The organism is Ramlibacter ginsenosidimutans (genome assembly GCF_016654015.1).
Classification (GTDB): Bacteria; Pseudomonadota; Gammaproteobacteria; order Burkholderiales; family Burkholderiaceae_C; genus Ramlibacter; species Ramlibacter ginsenosidimutans.
Window position 1 is genome coordinate 41,571 of sequence record NZ_JAEPWM010000017.1, and the last position, 18,732, is coordinate 60,302.

At 71.1% G+C, this 18,732-nt stretch carries 12 protein-coding genes; 7 read left to right on the forward strand and 5 right to left on the reverse strand.

Annotated elements, in window-relative coordinates; translation table 11 throughout:
- The first annotated feature begins 98 nt into the window (after positions 1-98).
- Positions 99-1,325 carry a hypothetical protein gene (locus JJB11_RS24665; protein ID WP_201177797.1) on the forward strand — a complete coding sequence of 409 codons (1,227 nt, stop codon included), beginning with the start codon at positions 99-101 and terminating at the stop codon, positions 1,323-1,325.
- Positions 1,326-1,335: 10 nt separating this feature from the next.
- Here the strand turns inward: JJB11_RS24665 and JJB11_RS24670 are convergent, their stop codons facing one another.
- The gene (locus JJB11_RS24670; protein WP_201177799.1) at positions 1,336-3,423 is read right to left on the reverse strand and encodes an MASE1 domain-containing protein; all 2,088 of its coding nucleotides are present in this window, start codon (positions 3,421-3,423) and stop codon (positions 1,336-1,338) included.
- Positions 3,424-3,699: 276 nt separating this feature from the next.
- Between JJB11_RS24670 and JJB11_RS24675 the strand changes: the two genes are divergently transcribed.
- From JJB11_RS24675 to JJB11_RS24685, 3 genes are all read left to right on the forward strand, one after another.
- Positions 3,700-4,374, forward strand: coding sequence for a response regulator transcription factor (locus tag JJB11_RS24675; protein WP_201177801.1), 675 nt, complete (start codon positions 3,700-3,702; stop codon positions 4,372-4,374).
- 70 nt (positions 4,375-4,444) lie between these two features.
- Positions 4,445-4,822 carry a response regulator transcription factor gene (locus tag JJB11_RS24680; RefSeq protein ID WP_201177803.1) on the forward strand — a complete coding sequence of 126 codons (378 nt, stop codon included), beginning with the start codon at positions 4,445-4,447 and terminating at the stop codon, positions 4,820-4,822.
- A 97-nt stretch (positions 4,823-4,919) separates the two neighbouring features.
- Positions 4,920-5,309 carry a hypothetical protein gene (locus JJB11_RS24685; RefSeq protein WP_201177805.1) on the forward strand — a complete coding sequence of 130 codons (390 nt, stop codon included), beginning with the start codon at positions 4,920-4,922 and terminating at the stop codon, positions 5,307-5,309.
- Between the two features lie 61 nt (positions 5,310-5,370).
- Here JJB11_RS24685 and JJB11_RS24690 read toward each other — a convergent pair whose 3' ends face one another.
- A complete protein-coding gene (locus JJB11_RS24690) occupies positions 5,371-6,948 on the reverse strand; it encodes a phospholipase D-like domain-containing protein (protein ID WP_201965091.1) in 1,578 nt (525 codons plus the stop codon).
- A 589-nt stretch (positions 6,949-7,537) separates the two neighbouring features.
- Between JJB11_RS24690 and JJB11_RS24695 the strand changes: the two genes are divergently transcribed.
- Positions 7,538-9,370, forward strand: coding sequence for an ATP-binding protein (locus tag JJB11_RS24695; RefSeq protein WP_201177807.1), 1,833 nt, complete (start codon positions 7,538-7,540; stop codon positions 9,368-9,370).
- 222 nt (positions 9,371-9,592) lie between these two features.
- Here the strand turns inward: JJB11_RS24695 and JJB11_RS24700 are convergent, their stop codons facing one another.
- Complete coding sequence (locus JJB11_RS24700) at positions 9,593-12,304, reverse strand: response regulator (protein ID WP_201177809.1); 2,712 nt, start codon at positions 12,302-12,304, stop codon at positions 9,593-9,595.
- 301 nt (positions 12,305-12,605) lie between these two features.
- Here JJB11_RS24700 and JJB11_RS24705 point away from each other — a divergent pair, with 301 nt between their 5' ends.
- Positions 12,606-13,487: an MBL fold metallo-hydrolase gene (locus JJB11_RS24705; RefSeq protein ID WP_201177818.1), complete on the forward strand. Its 882-nt coding sequence runs from the start codon at positions 12,606-12,608 to the stop codon at positions 13,485-13,487.
- Between the two features lie 45 nt (positions 13,488-13,532).
- On the opposite strand, the gene JJB11_RS24710 is transcribed toward JJB11_RS24705, so the two are convergent.
- On the reverse strand, positions 13,533-15,344 hold the full coding sequence (locus JJB11_RS24710) for an ABC transporter ATP-binding protein (protein ID WP_201177811.1): 1,812 nt from the start codon (positions 15,342-15,344) through the stop codon (positions 13,533-13,535).
- Positions 15,334-17,076 carry an ABC transporter ATP-binding protein gene (locus JJB11_RS24715; protein ID WP_201177819.1) on the reverse strand — a complete coding sequence of 581 codons (1,743 nt, stop codon included), beginning with the start codon at positions 17,074-17,076 and terminating at the stop codon, positions 15,334-15,336. Before JJB11_RS24715 ends, JJB11_RS24710 begins: the two co-directional genes overlap by 11 nt.
- A gap of 120 nt (positions 17,077-17,196) precedes the next feature.
- Here JJB11_RS24715 and ydiK point away from each other — a divergent pair, with 120 nt between their 5' ends.
- Positions 17,197-18,252 carry an AI-2E family transporter YdiK gene (ydiK, locus tag JJB11_RS24720; RefSeq protein WP_201965094.1) on the forward strand — a complete coding sequence of 352 codons (1,056 nt, stop codon included), beginning with the start codon at positions 17,197-17,199 and terminating at the stop codon, positions 18,250-18,252.
- Positions 18,253-18,732 lie beyond the last annotated feature (480 nt).

Below are 18,732 nucleotides of genomic sequence, written 5' to 3' on the forward strand. Positions count from 1 at the left end.
GCGCGCCCCCGCCCAGGGCCTATTGGACTTTTGGGCAATAGGCCGGCGGGGAGGGGGTGGCGATGCTCTGTCCCTGGGGAAACCGCAAGCGGGATGCCATGGGCGAAGTACCAGTGCAGGTCACGAGCGAGCTGCCGGCGACGCCGGCCGCGGCGCCGGGGCGGCTGCAGGAATACGAGGAGCTGTTCATGCGCGGCCCTCCCATGCTGGTCGAAGGCAAGCTGGGGCTCGTGCGCCCCGGGCGGCTGCACACCGGCCGCCGCTGCGTGCTGTTCATCGTGCTGACGTGGATGCCGTTGTGCGTGATGACGGCGCTGGAGGGCACGCTGATGCCAAGCTCGCACGGGATCGGCTTCCTCGTGGACCTGGGCGCGTTCTCGCGCTCCTGGGTGGCCGGGCCGCTGCTGCTGCTCGCCGACGTGCTCGCGGGCCGCGAGTTGAGCCGGGTCGCGACGCGCTTCGGCTGGTTGTGCGAGCTGTCGCCCAGCGCGCGCGCCGGCTTCACGCGGGCGGCGGCGTCCACGGTGCGGCTGCGCGACGGCCCGCTGCTGGAGTTCGCGATCGCGGCGACCGTGCTGCTCATCATCGTCGCCATGCTGCACACCCTGCCGTTCGACCAGCTGCCGTACTGGCAACACAGCCAGCTGCATCCGGAGCACCTGTCGGTCGCCGGCTGGTGGTACGCCGTGGTGAGCCTGCCGCTGTTGCTGCTGCTGGTGGTCGGCTGGCTCTGGCGACTGGTCGTGTGGACCTCGTTCCTCGTGCAGGTGGCGAAGCTGGACCTCCCGATCGTCCCCGAGCACCCGGACCAGGCGGGTGGCCTGGGCTTCATCGGCTACACGGTGCGCGGCTTCGCATTCGTCGCCGCGGCCTTCGGCGCCATCGTCGCGGGCGCGGTCGCCAACCAGGTGATCCACAACGGCGTGTCCTTCCTGTCGCTGCGTTACGTGATCGGCGGCACCGCCGCGGTCTGCGTGGTGCTGTTCTGCGCCCCCATGTGCGTGCTCGCCCCGCGCCTGGCCGCCGAGCGCCGCGCGGGCATGAAGCACTTCGGGCAGCTCGCGACCTCCTTCGGCCTGCAGTTCCGCAGCGAGTGGTTCACCGGACGCAAGGTGGAGCGCGACACGCTCGAGCGCCCGGATTTCTCCGCGGCGACCGACCTGTACCAGATCGTCGATCGCGTGAAGGCAATGCGTTTCCTCCCGCTCGATCGCGTGAATGTCGCCCTGCTCGCGATCGCCACCCTGGTGCCGTTCTTCCCGGTCGCGCTGCTGGCGCTTCCCTTCGACACCCTGCTGAAGCTGGTGGTCGGCGTGCTGGTCTAGGAGCAGGCTCCTAGCCGGCCCCGGCGACTTGCCGCACGCCCGCGCTGCCCGCGCTGCCCGCGGGGACGACTGCCGGCAGGGCCAGCTTGAACACCGCGCCTTCGCCGGTCCGGCTCTGCGCCGACAGGGTGCCGCCGTGGGCACCGGCGATGCGCCGGCAGATCGCCAGCCCCATGCCCAGCCCTTTTTCCTTGGTGGTGTAGAACGGCTCGAAGATGCGTTCGATCTGCTCGGGCGCGATGCCGTTGCCCGTGTCCGAGACGCTGACTTGCACGAGGCCTTCCGCGGTCTGCGAAGTCCCGACGCTCAGCACCCGGGGCTTGCGCATGTCCTGCATGGCGTCGCACGCATTCACGACGAGGTTCAGCACGACCTGCTGCAGCTGGACGCGGTCGCCGTGCACCTGCGGCAGGTCCCGCGCATAGCTGGTCTTGAGTTCGACGCCGCGCACGAGGAATTCGCCGCGGATGAAGTCCAGCACGTCCTGCACCAGATGGTTCAGGTCCACCTGCACGAACTCCTCGTTGCCCTTCTTCATCAGCAGGCGCAGGTGGTGGATCAGCAGGCCGGCGCGCTTGTCCGCGTCGGCGATCTCGTCGAGGATGGTCCGGATCTCCTCGACGTTCGACGGATCGAGCTGCAGCAGGCGCACTGCCGCCTGCGCGTTCGCCAGGATGGCGGTGAGCGGCTGGTTCAGCTCGTGGGCGATGGTGCTGGAGAAGTCGGACAGCGAGGCGACGCGGGTCAGGTGCGTGAGCTGCCGGCGCTGGTCCTGGGCATCCCGCTCCGCGACGCGCTGTTCCGTGATGTCGCGCAGCAGGAGGATCTGGCACGCTTGACCACCGACCTCCACGGCCGCAGTCGACGCCAGCGCCGCGTGCGCGCCGCCGGCGCGGTCGCGCAGCTGGATCTCGAACTCCTGGGGAGCGGCCGTGTCGCCGGACGCAGCTTCCATGCGCCTGCGGCTGGCCTCATCCAGGTGCGCGGCCAGGGGTTGCGGCGCGACCACCGCCGTGTCGCCGGGATAGCCCAGGAGCTGGAGCCAGCGCGCGTTCGCCTCCAGGATGCTGCCGTCGTGCTGGCGCGCAATGGCCATGGCATCCGGTCCGCGGCGGAAAGCGGTGGAGAAGAGTTCCTCGGACGCGCGCAGCTTGCGTTCCCCGTCGCGGCGCTCCTCGATCACGGCGGCCAGCATCAGCAGCGGCACGACGATGCTCACCAGGAACAGCTGGATGGCGAGCGCGTCCGGCGCGAATCCAGGCACCTCGAACGGCCCCCGGCCGTGCGCCGCCCCCCAGATCACGAGGAAGGCAACGACGGCATACGCCGCGCTCGTGAGGGCCGGGCCGAAGCGCAGCGCCGCCCAGAGCAGGAAGGGCAGCGGCAGGTACAGCAGCGCGGGGCCGGTGCGCAGCGAGCCGCTGCTGGAGTCGAACACGATCAGGCCGACCGCGAAGAGGCCGCTCACGAGCAGCCCGATCTCCAGCAGGTGGGCCCGCCCCTGGCGCAGCTGCATCGGTTCCAGGGCGCTCCAGCTGACCAGCACCGGCACCAGCGTCAGCGCGGCCAGCACGTGCGAGAAGAACAGCATGCGCCACAAGGCTGCGAAGTCGCCGTGGTTCCACTCCGCCAGCCGCAGGAAAGCCGCCGAGATCAGCGCACTCACGAGCGGCGCCACGACGGCGGCGGTGCAGAACGCCACCACCGAGCGCAACGTGCGAAAACCCGGCGCCGGCGACCAGCGTGTCACGAGCAGGGCTGCCAGCAGCGCCTCGATTCCGTTCGACACGAACGTGCCGAGCACCACCGGCAACGCGATGCCGGCGTGCAACTGGAACATCAGGTGGGCGGGAAGCGCCCCGGCGAAAGCCGCCCACCACCAGCGTCTCGGCGTGAGGAGCAGGGCTGCCATCAGCACGGCCGTGGGCAGCCACAGCATGGAGAGGCGCACCTCGGAAAAGGCCACCGTGGCGCCGACACGGGCGCCTGCGTAATAGCCCAGGCCGACGAGCGCGGCGACCCGCAGCAGCGAGCCCGCAGGGTCCGCCGCGCTGGACCCGGGCAGGTGTTGGTGGCTCGATGGCCGCAGGAACTGCAAGAAGCCTCCCCTGAGCGATGGACGCCGAAGGCACGGGCGCCGCACCCGTATCCCGCACCGTCGATGACAAGCCTCGCGCAAGGCAGGTCCACATCGATTGATGCAGATCACTCCCCGCCCGTGGCACTTCCGCGCCGTCAGCCCGGCCTGGGCTTTCGAACAAATTGAGGTAGATCAGGCAAGCCGGACTTGGTATCTTGACCGCGCAGGATGTGCTTCTACACTGAAAGTATGCGGGCAATTCAACTGGACCCGTGATGGCAGAAGGGGAATGCAATGGAAGCGGCAAGCAGGGCGGAGCAGGGGCAGCGGGCAGTCCACGTGCGCGAAGAGCCGGCGCAGATCCATCTCGTCGACGATGACGAGTGGGTGCGGACCGCGGTGGGGCGCCTGCTGCGCAGCCGGGGCTTCCATGTCACCCTGCACGGCAATGCCGAAAGCTTCCTCGACGCCTACGATCCCGATTCCGCAGGTTGCATCGTCCTCGACGTGGCCATGCCGGGCCTGGACGGTCCCGGCCTGCAACAGCGGCTGGTGGACCAGGGCGACGCGATGCCCATCGTCTATCTGACCGGCTCCGGCGACGTTCCCCTATGCGCGGCCGCCATGCGCAACGGCGCCGTGGACTTCCTGACCAAGCCGGTGGACGAGGAGGAACTGGTGCGCGCAGTGACCATGGCGCTGGAGCACGATGCGGTGCGTCGGCTCGCGCGCACGCACACCGTGAAGACGGAGGCCCGCCTGGGCAGCCTGACGCCGCGCGAACGCGAAGTGCTCGAGCACGTGATGAACGGTCGCCTGAACAAGCAGATCGCCTCCGACATCGGCACGGCGGAAAAGACGGTCAAGGTGCACCGCGCCCGCGCGATGGAGAAGATGCGCGTGCGCTCCGTCGCGGAGCTGGTGCGCATGGTCGAACGCGCCCACCCGGGGCTCGGCTGGCTGGATTGAGCGGCTCCCTCCTTACCTAAGACCAAGGTCTCATTGGTCCGGCGCACCCCCTGCCTTAGCGTCACGGGTCATGAACAAGGACCCTTCGCTGGTGGCAGTGGTGGACGACGAGGAGTCGGTCCGCAAGGCCTTGGGCCGGCTCATCCGGTCGGCCGGCTACGGCGTGGAGATGTTCGGATCGGGCGTGGAATTCATGCAGTCGTTGAAGCGCACGCGTCCCGATTGCGTGGTCATGGACCTGCGCATGCCGGTGCTGAGCGGCTTCGAGCTGCAGTCCGCCCTCCAGCGCAGCGGTGTCACGGTGCCCGTCGTGATCATCACGGGCGATGACGCGGCCGACAGCCGCGAGCGCGCCCTGCGCTGCGGCGCCCGCGCTTTCCTGCGCAAGCCGGTCGACGAAGCGCTCCTGATCGAGGCCATCCAGAACGCGGTGCGCGATCCGGCGTGAGCCTCGGCCCCTTGGTCCCATGGCAATGCGCGTTCCACTCCGCTGCAATCCCGTCCAGGGGTGATCGTCTTATCCCCGCCCAACTCAGGAGACCCGCATGCGCATCCATCCGAAATCGAGCTTCCTCGTCCTGTGCTTCGCCGCCGTCGCCGTGCAGGCGCAGGTCGCCTATCCCGCCAAGGGCCAGAGCGCGAGCCAGCAGCAGAAGGACCAGGCCGAATGCCAGTCCTGGGCGGCGAGCCAGGCGGGCACCGCCCCGCCTCCGCAGAGTGGGCAGGTCGCGCGCGGCGCCGCGCGTGGTGCGGTCGGCGGCGCCGTCGTGGCCGGCGTTGCCGATGGCGATTCCGGCAAGGGCGCGGCGGCCGGCGCCGTGATCGGTGGCGTCCGCGCGGGGCGCCAGCAGAACGCGCAGGCCAGCGCCGCGCAGCAGAACAACAGCAACGCCTACGCTGCCTGCATGCAGGGCCGCGGCTATTCCGTCAAGTAAGGGCGGCGGGCGCCGCTGCGCGCGGCGCACTGGTCGAGTCGCCTTGGGACGGCCCGCTACCTCATAGCAGCCATTCGATCGGCAGCACGGACAGGAAGGCGATCCACAGTGAACGCAGCGCGCCCACGCCGGGCGTGCTCGTGTGGCGCACCTCGCCCGCGTCCGTGCGTTCGATCCAGACGACCTGCCCGCCTTCCAGCCGCAATTCGTACGCGTTGCGCGGGATGGCGCCCTCGAACGCATCGGCCAACTTCGCTGCCAGCGTCGGGCTCTCCAGCACCAGCCCCATCTCGGTGTTCAGGCGCGACGAGCGCGGGTCCAGGTTGAACGAACCCACGAAGATGCGGCTGCGGTCCACGGCGAAGGTCTTGGCATGCAGGCTCGCCGAGGAACTGCCGCCCTGGCTGCCGCCGACGCTGCGCCGGCGCTCCAGTTCTTCATCGTCGTCCGAGCGCACGGGCAGGGCGGCGGGCTTCAGCTCGAACAGGCGAACCCCGGCACGCAACAGTTCCTCGCGGTAGTGCACATACCCGGAGTACACGGCGCCGACGTCCGTTGCCGCCAGCGAGTTGGTCAGCAGCTTCACCTGCACGCCGCGCCGCGCCATCGCGGCGAGCGTGGCGGCACCTTCCGGGCCGGGGACGAAATACGGCGACACCAGCACCAGCTCGCGCTTGGCGCCCCCGAATGCGGCCGAGAGCTCCGGGCCCATGTGCGCGTCGCGGCGTTCCGGCGGCATCACGACCTTGGTGGGGTCGTCGCTGATCACGCGGGCGGGCACCCAGTCGTAGGCAAGGGTGCCAGCGAGCAATTGCGTGAGCAGGTGAAGCTGCCCGACGGCCTCGAGGTAGGCGGCTGCCGCGGGCCGTGCCCGCTGCTCCTGCCAGTGCTGCCGCGTGTCCGCGTTCACCGTACCGGGTGCCGGGGGCAGCAGGGCGCGCGCGGGCCACGCCGATGCGCTGTTCCAGTAGCGATCGAATTCCTGGTCGACTTCCCGCGCGACCGGCCCGACCGCGAGCACGTCCAGGTCGGCGAACGCCACGGGGCTCTGTGCGCCCAGGTACTCGTTGCCGATGTTGCGGCCGCCGACCACCGTCGCCAGGCCGTCCACCGTGAACGACTTGTTGTGCATGCGCCGGTTCACGCGCGAAAAATCCAGGACCATGTCGCCCAGGCGCCAGCTGCGGTTGGCGAACGGATTGAACAGCCGGACCTCGATGTTGGGATGCGCATCGAGCGCCGCGATGCCGGCGTCCATGCCGCCGGTATTGGCGTCGTCGAGCAGCACGCGCACCCGCACGCCGCGTTCCGCCGCGTCCCACAGGGCCTGCGCCAGCAGGTTGCCGCTGGTGTCGTTGCGCCAGATGTAGGTCTGCACGTCGATGCCGCGGTCCGCCCCTTCGGCCAGCGCGTAGCGCGCGACGAACGCTTCGCGTCCATCGGGCAGCGCGCGCACGCCCGAGCGGCCAGGATGCCCGACGGCCTGCGCCTCCACGACGCGTCCGATGCGGGTGCGGCCCGTGTCGGTGAACGCCGTGCTGGCCGTGCGCTGCGGAGGCGGCGGCAGAGTCGCGCAGCCGGCCAGCGTGAAGGCGGCGAGCAGGGCGAGCGCGATGCGCGGCAGGGGCAGGGTGGACAAGGCGCTGGACTCCGGGGGTGCGTGGACGGGGGCGCGGTGCAAGCGTCGCCTGCCGAGGCAGCGCTGGCAATCGGGCCCAGGGGCAGGGAGTACAGCGCTGCGAGCCGGTTCCTAGGCCCAAGGTCCCATGGCAGCGGCGGCATGCGTGCGCCATTCTGCAGGCACTGATTGCGAGGTGTCCCGCCGGGCCTGCCTGGAAGTGTCTCCCCTTCGACAGGCCCACGATGGCGTGGAGTGAGCCCGTTGGCCCCAGGCCGACGGGCTCTTTTTTGCCTGCTGGCTGGAGTTCGGGGAGCGCGGTCATCCGTCCTCTTCGGAGTGCGGGGGCGTCGCGGCAGGCGGCGTGCGGTGCAGGCCCGCTGGGGATCGCGTAGGCTGGCGGTGAGCAACGCGAACCCCAGCGACCCGGCGCAACGCACCAAGCTGGGGTTCGCCTGCGGCTCACCACCAGCCTACGCGCTCCGCTTCGACCGCCACAACACTGGGCCCGTCCTGGTCCGGGCCAAGGGACGAGACCAACGCGCCCCGATCGCCGTCCCGGGTAAGCACGATGTCCCCATGACCCCCCGGCCCGGTGACAATGTGGCTCATGATTTCCGCGCGGTGGAAAGCCTGGCTGTTCGCGTTCGCCGCCTTCGCGGCGGCGACCTTGCTGAACGTCCTCATCCAGCCCGTCCTGGGCTACCGCTCGCCGCTGCTGCCTTACTTCCCGGCGCTGGTCCTCACTGGCTTCTTCGCCGGAGCGGCCCCCGGCCTCGCGCTGCTGCTCGTCACCATGCCGGCGCTCGCGTACTTCAACATGGCGCCGCGGCATTCGTTCGCCGTCCCCAGCTCCGCCGACCTGCTGCTGCTCGCGCTGTTCGCGGTCGCGGGTGGCATGGTGCTGGCCGTGTCGGCCTGGGCGCGCAGCCTCGTGCGGGAGGGGCGCGAGAACCGGCGGCACCTGAACATGGCGCTGGCGGCCGGACGGATGGCGGCGTGGGAGTGGGACGTGACCACCGACGAGGTGCGCCTGTCCGACGGCGCGCGCGCCCTGTTCGGGACCACCTGGACGCACATGCGGGATGCGTGGCGGGTGAGCCATCCGGACGACGTGCTGCGGATCAAGGGCGTGATGGAGACGGCGCTGCGCGAGGGCACGGACTACAGTTTCGTCAGCCGCATGCAGCGGGCCGACACGGGCGAGCTGCGCTGGGTCCAGACGCACGGGCACGTGCACCGCGGCGAGCAGGGCCGGGCCGTGCGCGTCACGGGCATCACCGCGGACGTGACCAACCTGCGCGCGGCACAGGAACAGCTGCGGCGGGAGGGCGAGCGCAAGGACGCCTTCCTGGCGACGCTGGCGCACGAACTGCGCAACCCGATGGCGCCGATCCGCTACGCGGTGGCGCTGCTGCGCGACGACGCCCCGCCGGGCGTGCGCGAGCAGGCCCGCGCCATCATCGCGCGACAGTCGGCGCACATGGCGCGCCTGCTCGACGACCTGCTGGACATGAGCCGCATCACGCGCAATGCGATCACGCTGCAGCGCGAAGTGTTCGACCTGCGCGCGGCCGCGCAACTGGCCGCGGACAACGTGCGGCCGCTGTGCGCCGAGATGGCGCACCGGCTCACGCTGCAGCTGCCGGACACGCCCGTGCTGGTGAACGGCGATCCCACGCGCCTGCAGCAGGTGCTGGGCAACCTCCTGGACAACGCGGCCAAGTACACGGACCGGGGCGGGCAGATCCTGCTGGCGGTCACGCGGGACGAGCAGTACGCGGTGGTGCGCGTGCAGGACAGCGGCATCGGCATCGCGCCGCAGGACCAGGCGCAGGTGTTCGAGCTCTTCACGCAGCTGCAGCAGCCGGGTCGCGGCCGCGGCGGGCTGGGCATCGGCCTGGCCGTCGTCAAGCAACTCGTGGAGTTGCACGGCGGCGGCATCACCGTGGCCAGCGAAGGCGCCGGCCGGGGCAGCGAGTTCACCATGCGCCTGCCGCTCGCGCGCCTGCCGGATGCGCCTGTGCACGGCAGCGATGCGCCCCCCGTGGCCTTGCCGGGACAGCAGCGCAGCGTGCTGGTGGTGGACGACAACCGCGACACGGCGGACACCCTGGCCGGCATCCTGCAGGCGCAGGGCTTCGTGGTGACCACCGGCTACGACGGCGCCGGCGCGCTGCGCGCTTTCGACAGTGCGCAGCCGGAGATCGTGCTGCTGGACCTGGGGCTGCCGGACATGAGCGGCAACGACGTGGCGGCGATCATCCGCTCGCGCTCTGCCGGCGCCCGGCCGGTGCTGGTGGCGATCACCGGGTGGGGCCAGGAAGAGGACCGGCGCAAGACACGCGAGGCCGGCTTCGACCTGCACCTGGTGAAGCCGGTCGACCCCAGGGAACTGCAGGCCCGGATCGCCGAGCTCATCGCGCAACGGGCCGCGGCTTGAGAAGCTGTGAACGAATTGCTCGCACCCGCGCGAGCCGTGCTCAAGGACGTCGATTCACAAGCGTCGTCTCCCGGCTCGCCCTTCGGGCCGGGGCGCCTCAGGGCGCAGGCGGGCGTTGCGCGCCTTGCCCAGGCGGCCAGCCTGGGCTGCGGCCCGCGCCTACGTCTGCACCCTGAGGCACCCCGTCGCGGGCGCGATCAATCCATTCACAGCTTCTGGGCCTCAGGCCGTTTCGATGCGCACCTTGCGCAGGTGTTCGCGCAAGCCCCGGATGCGCGTGTCGAGCTGCTCGGCCGCGCCCTCGAGCGCGTCGCGTTCCAGCTGGCGGCTCTCGCGCGAAGCCCAGTGCAGCCCCATGGCCGACAGGCCGCCGGCGAGCCGGTGGGCGAGGAACTGGAGGTCCACGCGGTCGCCCTCCGCGAGCGCGCGCGCCATGCCCTCGACGCTGTCGCGGAAGCCGCTCAGGAAGGCGGGGAAGGCTTCGGCCCATTCCGGTTCGACCACCAGGATCTCCTCGCCCCCCTCCGGCGGCTCGCCTGACGCCGCCGGTCCGTTCGTGCGTGCGGCGGCAAGGGCGGAGTCCTCTGCCAGCGCTCGCTCCAGTTCCAGCAGCGTGGCCAGCAGGCGCTCGCGGGTGGCGGGCTTGGCGAGGAAACGGTCCGCGCCGGCCAGCAGCGCGCGGCCCGGCACGGTCTCGCCATCGTTGGCGGACAGCATGACGATGCGGCAGCGGGGGCGTCCCAGCGCCGCCTCCTGCTCGCGGATCCAGCGCACCGTCTCCAGCCCGCTCTTCTGCGGCATCTCCATGTCCATCAGCACCAGGTCCGGCCAGTGGCGGCCCATGAGTTCCATCGCCTGCAGCCCGTTGCTGGCGGTCTGCACGCGGAACGGAGGCGAGGGCAGCAGCCGGCGTGTGACGAGGCGCGTGAACTCGTCGTCGTCCACCACCAGCACGTCGCGCGCGGGCAGCCTGGCCACCGCCTCCAGCAGCGAGTCTTCGTGCGCGAGAGCCGGCTGCGCGTCCGCGCTCTCGCTGCGGGCGGCCGGCAGGCTGACGCTCAGCGTCGTGCCTTCGGCGGCGCCCGTTCGCACCTGCACGTCGCCCTCCTGCGCCCGGGCCATCAGGCGCGCCGAGTAGGTGCCCAGCCCGGTGCCGCCGCTCTTGTTGGTCACGTACTTCTCGAAGAAGCGCTGCGCGATCGCGGGCGGCACCTCGCCCGGGTTGTGGACGGTGACCACGACCGGGTCGCCCGGCTGCAGCGCGAGCGTCACGGTGCCGCCGGGGGGCGTTGCCTCGACCGCGTTCTTCACCAGGTTGGCGAGGATGGAATAGGCCAGCGGCTCCTCGCCGCGCACCCAGGTCGGCGCACGGGGCGAGCCTTGCAGGTGCAGCGTCACGCGCGCGGCCTCGGCGTACGCGTGCAGGTCGACCAGCACGCGCGTGAGCACCTCGCGCAAGTCCACGGACTGCGGCCGGAACTCGTAGCTGCCCGTCTCCATGCGGAACAGGCTGAGCGACAGGTTCACCATCTCCAGCATGCGCGTGCCGGCCTGCTGCACCACGTCGACCAGCTCGCCCTGCTCGCGCGTGAGCCGGCCCTCGTCGCGCAGCAGGCGCGAGGCCCCGAGGATGCTGTTCAGCGGCGTCTTCAGGTCGTGGCGCGACATGCGTTCCACGTCTTCGCGCAGCCGGGCGTTCTCTTCCAGCGTGCGGTTGCGTTCCTCGGCGTTGAGCGCGGAGGCGAGGCGGCGCGCGATCACCACGGCGGGCGAGAGCATGAACAGCGCAAAGCCGATCGGTGCGAACTTCTTGTCGGGACGCGGGGCGTCGATCAGCAGCAGGTCCACGCCCATCGTCACCAGCACGGCGAACAGGCCCACGAGCAGCACGCGCGCGTCCGCGGGCGCGCGCCGGCCGGCCCGCAGCAGGGCGTCGGCGATGTAGATCGCCACGCCGACGGCAATGGCCTGGCCCGGTGTCGCCACGTACGAGTAGATCCCGGGAGGCAGCACGAACACGGAAAGTGCCGCGAGCGCGAGCACCGCCAGCGCCACGCGCATGAAGATGCGGTGGATCTCCTGCGGGAACAGGCCGCGCAGCGTCACCAGGAACAGCGCCATCGCGGCGATCCAGGACACGTACTCGACCCGCATGTAGGCGATCCAGTCGATCTCGTCGGGCAGGCCGCGCAGGAACAGGCGCTCGCCGATCATGTCGGTGTAGATCGCCATCGCCACGCAGAACAGGCCGAACACCAGCGGCACGCGCTCGCGCGGGCGCACCGCGAACATGATCAGCGACACGAGCCCGGTGAGCAGGTAGACGGTGAGCAGTCCCGCGCCGTACACCACCTGCCGCTCGCGCTGGCGCTCCAGCGCTGCCTCGGTGCCCGCCATCATCGGGCGCACGAAGCCGCCGGCGCGGTGGTCGTAGTTGGCGACATGCAGCGTCAGGCGCAGCGGGCAGGCGAATTCGGGCGTGATCGGCACGCGGTTGTAGATCGCCGCCTGGTTGTGCGCGGCGTCCGGGGCGGGCGTGCCATGCTGGGCGACCAGCGTGCCGTTGATGAACAGGCGCGAGGTCGTGCGTTCGCCCATGGCCTCGACGGCCAGCGACTGGCCGCGCGGGCAATCCACCTGCAGCACGTAGCTGCCCCAGCCGTTTTCGCCGCGCGGCTTGCCGTCGGCGGTGAGTTCGTTCCAGTGCGAGGGCACGGTCGCCACGGCTTGCGCGGGCAGGGACTGCCACGACGGGTCCACGAACTGGTGCCAGGCGAAGCCCCATTCGCCGCGCAGCGGAACCGCCTCGGCCGGCAGGGTGGGCAGTTCCAGCCGGCCGGCCCGGGCCAGCGGCGCCGCTTCCGCGGCGCCGGCGGGCGCCGCGAGCAGTCCGCAGAGCGTGGCGAGGAGGGCGAGGAGGCACCGGCCGGTCATGAACGCGCAGTGTAGAGCTTGCCCTGCGGCGTCTCGCGCGCAGGCCGCGAGACGCGGGGCATGCAGCGGCCGGATGTTGCGTTCCCGCGATCCCGGTGCGCAATTGGAGTTCACGCCGCCCCGCCTCGCCGTGGCCGCGAGCGGCGCCTTCGCCATCGTGATCCCCCGCGCTGCGCTGGTGGACCTCACCTATGCCGTGGGCAGCGCCAGTGACCGCGACGCCCGGCGCAGCGATCTTGCAGCCGCGCGTGTCTCGCGTAGAGTGGCTCGTCCCTTGTCCTTCGCCGCCAGGAGCCACCGGATGAAGACAGCCCGCCTGCAGGTCGAAGCCTTCTTCGATCCTGCCACCTCGACCCTCAGCTACCTCGTGCTGGACACGCAGTCGCGTCACTGCGCCCTCGTGGACAGCGTCCTCGACTACGACCCGAAAGCCGGACGCACGCAGCGCACCAGCGCCGACCGGCTCGTCGCCCGCGTGCGCGAGCTCGGCGCCCGGGTGGAGTGGATCCTCGAGACCCACGTCCACGCCGACCACCTCACCGCTGCGCCCTACCTGAAGCAGCAGCTGGGCGGACGGATCGCCATCGGCGACCGGATCACGCGGGTGCAGGAAGTGTTCGGTCAGCTGTTCAACGCCGGGGACGAGTTCGCGCGCGACGGGCGACAGTTCGACCGCCTGTTAGCCGACGGCGAAGTTTTCGCGATCGGCGGGCTGCAGGCGCGCGTGCTGCACACGCCCGGCCACACGCCGGCCTGCGTCACCTACCTTGTCGGCGACGGCCAGCAGACGGCCGCGTTCGTCGGCGACACGCTGCTCATGCCCGACTACGGCACCGCCCGCTGCGACTTCCCCGGCGGCGATGCGCGCACCCTGTACCGCTCGATCCGCAAGCTGCTCGCGCTGCCGCCCGCAACGCGCCTGTACATGTGCCACGACTACCAGCCCGGCGGCCGCGAGATGCGCCATGTCAGTACGGTGGCCGAGCAACGCGCGCACAACGTCCACGTGCACGACGGCATAGTCGAGGAGGAGTTCGTCGCGATGCGCACCGCGCGCGACCGCACGCTGGAGATGCCGGTGCTGATCCTGCCCGCGGTTCAGGTGAACATGCGCGCCGGCCACCTGCCGCCGCCCGAGAGCAACGGCGTGCATTACCTGAAGATCCCGGTGGACCGGGTCTGAGCGAGGCGCCTTTCGCGCCGTCGTTGTTCAACTGAACAGGCTGCGCTACGGCGGCAGTTCCTCTTCCAGCTGCTGCAACTGATACAGCCGCTGGTACAGGCCGCCCTCGATGGCCATCAGCTCGCCGTGCGTGCCGAGTTCGGCGATGCGGCCGTGGTTCAGCACCACGATGCGGTCCGCATCGCGCACGGTGGACAGCCGATGCGCGATGGCCACGATCGTCACGCGGCCCCGCAGTTCCGCCAGCGCCTGCTGCACCACCTGCTCCGTCTCCGAGTCGATGTGCGCCGTGGCCTCGTCCAGCAGCAGGATGCGCGGGCTGCCGGCGAGCGCGCGCGCGATCGCGAGCAACTGCTTCTGGCCCGTGGAAAGGCGGGCGCCGCCTTCGCCCAGGAAGGTGTCGTAGCCGTTCTCCAGCGCCGTGATGAATCCGTGCGCGTGGGCGGCACGCGCGGCCGCCTCGACCTGTTCGTCACTCAGGGCGCGGCCGAGCGCGATGTTCTCGCGCGCGCTCGCCGCCAGCAGGAACGGGTCCTGCGGCACCAGGCCCATGCTCGCCCGGAAGCTCTCCTCGGCGATGCCCTCCAGCGGCACGCCGTCGATGCGGATCGCGCCCGGCGGGGCAGGATAGAAGCGCAGCAGCAGCGACAGCAGCGTGCTCTTGCCGCTGCCCGTGTGCCCCACGATGCCGTGGAAACTGCCCGGCGCCATGTGCAGCCGGATGTCGTGCAGTACCGGGCGCCCGGGCAGGTAGGCGAAGTCCAGGTGCTCGATCGCGATGGCGCCGTGCGTGATCCGGCCCTGGTCCGCCGCGACGGGCGTCTCGGCTTCCGCCAGCAGCGTGTGCACGCGCGCGGCGCTCACCAGCGCCTGCTGCAGCTGCGAGAACTGCATGGTGATCTGGATCAGCGGCTCCACCACGCGCGAGATGTAGCTGATGAAGGCGTACAGGATGCCGACCTGCACGGCGCTCAGGCCGGCCGAGGCGCCGCGCAGGCCGAACACGCCCAGCACCACTGCGAGCAGCAGCACGTTCATGAAGTCCAGCACCGGGCGCAGCAGCCAGGCGTTGGCGCGCAGCTCGCGGCGGCGCGAGCGGTAGTGAGCCTCGTTCAGTGCGACGAAGCGCTCCTGGAAGCGCGTGGTGGCATTGGCGGCCTGCAGCACGGGCATGCCGGCGATGGACTCGGCCACCTGCGCATTCAGCTCGCTGCGCAGCTCGCGCGTGCGCGTCACGGCCGGCGCCGACAGGCGCTGGTACAGGAACACGATCGCCGCCACGACGGGGATGAGGGCGGCGACGATCAGCATCAGGCGCCAGTCCAGCCACAGCATGGCGGCCATCGCGCCGGCCAGGATGATCAGGCTGTCCAGGATGACGAACAGCACCTGGACGTACAGCGTCTTGACCGCTTCCGTGTCGTTGGTCACGCGGCTCACCAGCTGACCGATGATGGCGTGGTCGAAGAAGGCCATGGGCAGCCGCAGCACGTGGCCGTACACGCCTTCGCGGATGCGCTGAACCGAGCGCATCGCCACACCGGCCAGTCGCACCAGCTGGCCGTAGCGCACCCAGCTCGCGATCACGCCGGCCAGCAAGGCACCGAACAGCAGTCCGGCCATGCGCGGGAGGTCGGCGTGGCGCGGCAGCAGGTAGTTGTCGATCAGGAACTTGCCCGCGAGCGGCCCCAGCGCTTCCAGGCCCGCGGCCAGCAGCAGCCAGGCGATGCCCTGCCAGACGTGGCGCCGTTCCGGCGCAGCGGCGCGCAGCAGCAGCGCCGCGGCTTCGCCGAGCACGCGCCGGCGCGGCAGCACCTCGGTGCCGGGCAGGCGGGAGGAGACGGCTTCAGCTGGCATCGAGGCTCGCCTGCAATTGCTGGTAGCGCCACTGGCGTGCATACCACCCGGGGGCAGCCAGCAGCTCCGAGTGGCTGCCTTCTTCCGCGACCCGGCCGTCGCGCAGCACCACGGTATGGTCGGCGTCCGCGACCGCGCTGAGCCGGTGGCTCACGATCACGACGGTGCGGCCCACGCGCGCGGCGCGCAGGTGCGCGAGGATGCGCGTCTCGGTGTCGGTGTCCACGGCGGAGAGTGCGTCGTCCAGCAGCAGCAGCGGCGCGTCGGCCAGCAGTGCGCGCGCGATCGCGACGCGCTGCCGCTGTCCGCCCGAGAGCGTGACACCCCGCTCGCCCACCGGCGTGTCGTAGCCGCGCGGCAGGCGCAGGATGTCCTCGTGCACGGCGGCCAGGCGCGCCGCCTGCTCGATCTCCTCGCGCGTCGCATCGGGCCGCGCGAGCGCGATGTTGGCGGCGACGGGTGCGGAAAAGAGGAAGGCCTCCTGCGGCACCCAGGCGATGCCGGCGCGCAGGGCGGCGAGCGTGTAGTCGCGCAGGTCCACTCCGTTCCACAGCAGCCGGCCCGCGTCCGGCGCGTGGTGGCGCAGGATCAGTCGCAGCAGCGTCGACTTGCCCGCACCGGTGGGCCCGACCAGGCCCAGCGTGCCGCCCGCGGCGAGTTCCAGCGACACGTCGTCCAGCGCCGGACGCGCGGCTGCTTCGTAGGCGAAGCGCACGTGCTCGATGCGCAGCGGCCCTGGCAGCACGCGCTCCACCGTGCCGTGATCGTCCACGCTCAGCGGCGTGTCCAGCACCGGCTGCAGCCGGTCCCACGCCGCGCGGCCGCGCTCCAGCAGCGACAGCACCCAGCCCGCGGCGAACATGGGCCACACCAGCTGGCCGAGGTAGAGGCTGAAGCTCGTGAGCTGACCCACGGTGAGCGCGCCGTGCCAGACGAGCCAGCCGCCCGCGCCCAGCACAAGGGCCGTGGCGGTCGCGAAGGTGCAGCCGACCGCGGGCTCGTACGCAGCCTCCCAGCGCTGCGCATCCAGGCTCGCCTGGGCCGCACCGGCGGCGAGCGTGTTGAACTGCTGCTCGCTGCGCGCGAGCAGGCCGACCGCGCGCACCGTGCGCACACCGGCGAGCGTCTCCTGCACGTGGTTGTTGAGGCCGGCGAACCGCTCCAGCGACAGCCGCGAAGCCTCGTGCACGTGGCGCGAGATACGCCAGAAGCCCAGCGCCATCAGCGGGAAGGGCAGGACCGCGCAGGCCGCGAGGCGCCAGTCCACGCCCAGGGACATGGTCGCCAGCACCAGCACCAGCGTGAGCGTGCCGTCGAAGCCGGCCAGCATGGCCTCGCCGGCGGCCATCTCCACGGCGTCGATGTCGTTGGTCGCCAGCGCCATGAGGTTGCCGGTGCGGCGGTCCTGGAAGAAGGACGCGCCCTGCAGGGTGAGCCGGGCATAGAGCCGCTCGCGCAACTCCACGCCGAGCCGGTAGGCGGCCGCGTAGAGGCGCAGCCGCCAGCCCACGCGCAGGAAGTACACGGCCGCGCCGGCGGCGAGCAGCCAGGCGAGTTCGCGCAGCAAGGCGCCTTCGGACCAGCGGCTGGCCACGAGGCCGTCGACCACGTGACCGACCTGGCGCGGGATCCAGACCAGCAGCAGGGCGATCGCCGCCAGCATCACCGCCGAAGAGGCGTAGGCGGCGCGGTGGCGCAGGACGAAGCGGGCGATCAGTCGGTACAGGGACATCGGGGAGGAGGCCAAGGCGCGATTGTGACCACCCGGCGGAATCCCTGCCCGGCGTACGCCGCGCCACACCCGATGCATCCGCTCCTCGCGCTTTCGCGCGCCACCATGAACAATGGGGGTGTGAATGATTCCCGCAACGACCTGACCCGCGCCGTCCTCAACGTCCTCTTCATCGGGGCACTGATAGGCGCATCCTTCTGGGTGCTGCGTCCCTTCCTGGGCGCGTTCATCTGGGCCATCATGATCGTCGTGGCCACCTGGCCCATGCTGATGGCGCTGGAGCGGCGCGTCGGCCACCGGCGCTGGCTGGCCACCGGGATCATGTCCATCGTGCTGCTCCTGGTGCTCGTCGTGCCGCTGTCGGCCGCCGTGGGGACGCTGGTGTCCCACTCCGACCAGATCGCCGGCTGGGTCCGCGACCTGCAGGGGATGCAACTGCCGCCGCCGCCCTCCTGGGTGGCGCACCTGCCCTTCGTCGGCGAGCGCGCGGCCAGTGCCTGGGAGGACCTCGCGCGCGGCGGCATGCAGGCCATGATCGCACTGGTCACGCCGTACGCCGGCGTGGTCACCAAGTGGGTGGTGGCGCAGGCGGGCGGCCTGGGCGCGCTGTTCCTGCAGTTCGTGCTGACGGTGGTGGCGGCGGCGGTGCTCTACGCGCGCGGCGAGCAAGCCGCCGACTGGGCGCTGCGCTTCGGCGCGCGCCTGGGCGGGGCGGCGGGCGAGAACGCGATCCGCCTGTCCGGCCAGGCGATCCGCGGCGTCGCGATGGGCGTGGTGGTGACCGCGATCGTGCAGACGGTGATCGGTGCGCTGGGCCTCGCCATCGCGCGCGTGCCGTTCGCCAGCCTGCTCACGCCGGTGATGTTCCTGGCGGCCGTCGCGCAGATCGGCGCGGGGATCGTGCTGATCGGCCCCGTCGCCTGGCTCTACTGGAGCGGTTCACCGGGCTGGGGAACCTTCCTCCTGGTGGTCCTGCTGGTGGTCAGCACGCTGGACAACGTGCTGCGGCCGATCCTGATCAGGAAGGGCGCCGACTTGCCCCTGATCCTCATTTTCGTCGGCGTGATCGGCGGGCTGGTGGCCTTCGGCCTCATCGGGATCTTCGTGGGTCCGGTGGTTCTCGCGGTGGCCCATACCCTCATGAATGCATGGATGGATAAGCGAGCGGACGCTTGAAGAAGGGTCGTTCGTTCATTCCCGGGAATCTCGTTCGCTGCCGCCCGTAGCCCGGACGAGGGCGGGGCACAGCATTGCGGCGGTTGAAGCAGTAACCATAGGCTGGTGGTGAGCCGCAGGCGAACCCCAGCTTGCTGCGCCACGCTGGATCGCTGGGGTTCGCGTTGCTCACCGCCAGCCTACGAGGCTGGTCGCGGCGGTTCAATCGGCAAAGGCGGGAGGGCCATCTTCCTCCCCGCAGGAGCCCGACTGCCCATCGTCGCGGCAGGTGGCGTGCGGTGCAGGCCCGCATGAAGGGCATCGCCTGGAAGCCGGTCCGGGCGGCGGAGCGCGGTTACGAGAGCGCAGCGTATCGAACCGCGCGTACGTTTCATGCTGACGCGGCACTTGTCCGAGCAGAGAGTTTGACCGCGCGCGGGCAAACTCTCTGCGAGTTGTGCCGCGCGACGCCGCCCGGACCGGCTTCCAGGGGAGTCGGCG

Excerpts from the sequence above, each read along its gene's own strand:
- JJB11_RS24675 (WP_201177801.1), top strand. The coding sequence starts at position 3,700 with ATGGAAGCGGCAAGCAGGGCGGAGCAGGGGCAGCGGGCAGTCCACGTG.
- JJB11_RS24685 (WP_201177805.1), top strand. The coding sequence starts at position 4,920 with ATGCGCATCCATCCGAAATCGAGCTTCCTCGTCCTGTGCTTCGCCGCC.
- JJB11_RS24680 (WP_201177803.1), top strand. The coding sequence starts at position 4,445 with ATGAACAAGGACCCTTCGCTGGTGGCAGTGGTGGACGACGAGGAGTCG.
- JJB11_RS24715 (WP_201177819.1), bottom strand. The coding sequence starts at position 17,076 with ATGTCCCTGTACCGACTGATCGCCCGCTTCGTCCTGCGCCACCGCGCC.
- JJB11_RS24700 (WP_201177809.1), bottom strand. The coding sequence starts at position 12,304 with ATGACCGGCCGGTGCCTCCTCGCCCTCCTCGCCACGCTCTGCGGACTG.
- JJB11_RS24705 (WP_201177818.1), top strand. The coding sequence starts at position 12,606 with ATGAAGACAGCCCGCCTGCAGGTCGAAGCCTTCTTCGATCCTGCCACC.
- JJB11_RS24710 (WP_201177811.1), bottom strand. The coding sequence starts at position 15,344 with ATGCCAGCTGAAGCCGTCTCCTCCCGCCTGCCCGGCACCGAGGTGCTG.
- JJB11_RS24695 (WP_201177807.1), top strand. The coding sequence starts at position 7,538 with ATGATTTCCGCGCGGTGGAAAGCCTGGCTGTTCGCGTTCGCCGCCTTC.
- JJB11_RS24665 (WP_201177797.1), top strand. The coding sequence starts at position 99 with ATGGGCGAAGTACCAGTGCAGGTCACGAGCGAGCTGCCGGCGACGCCG.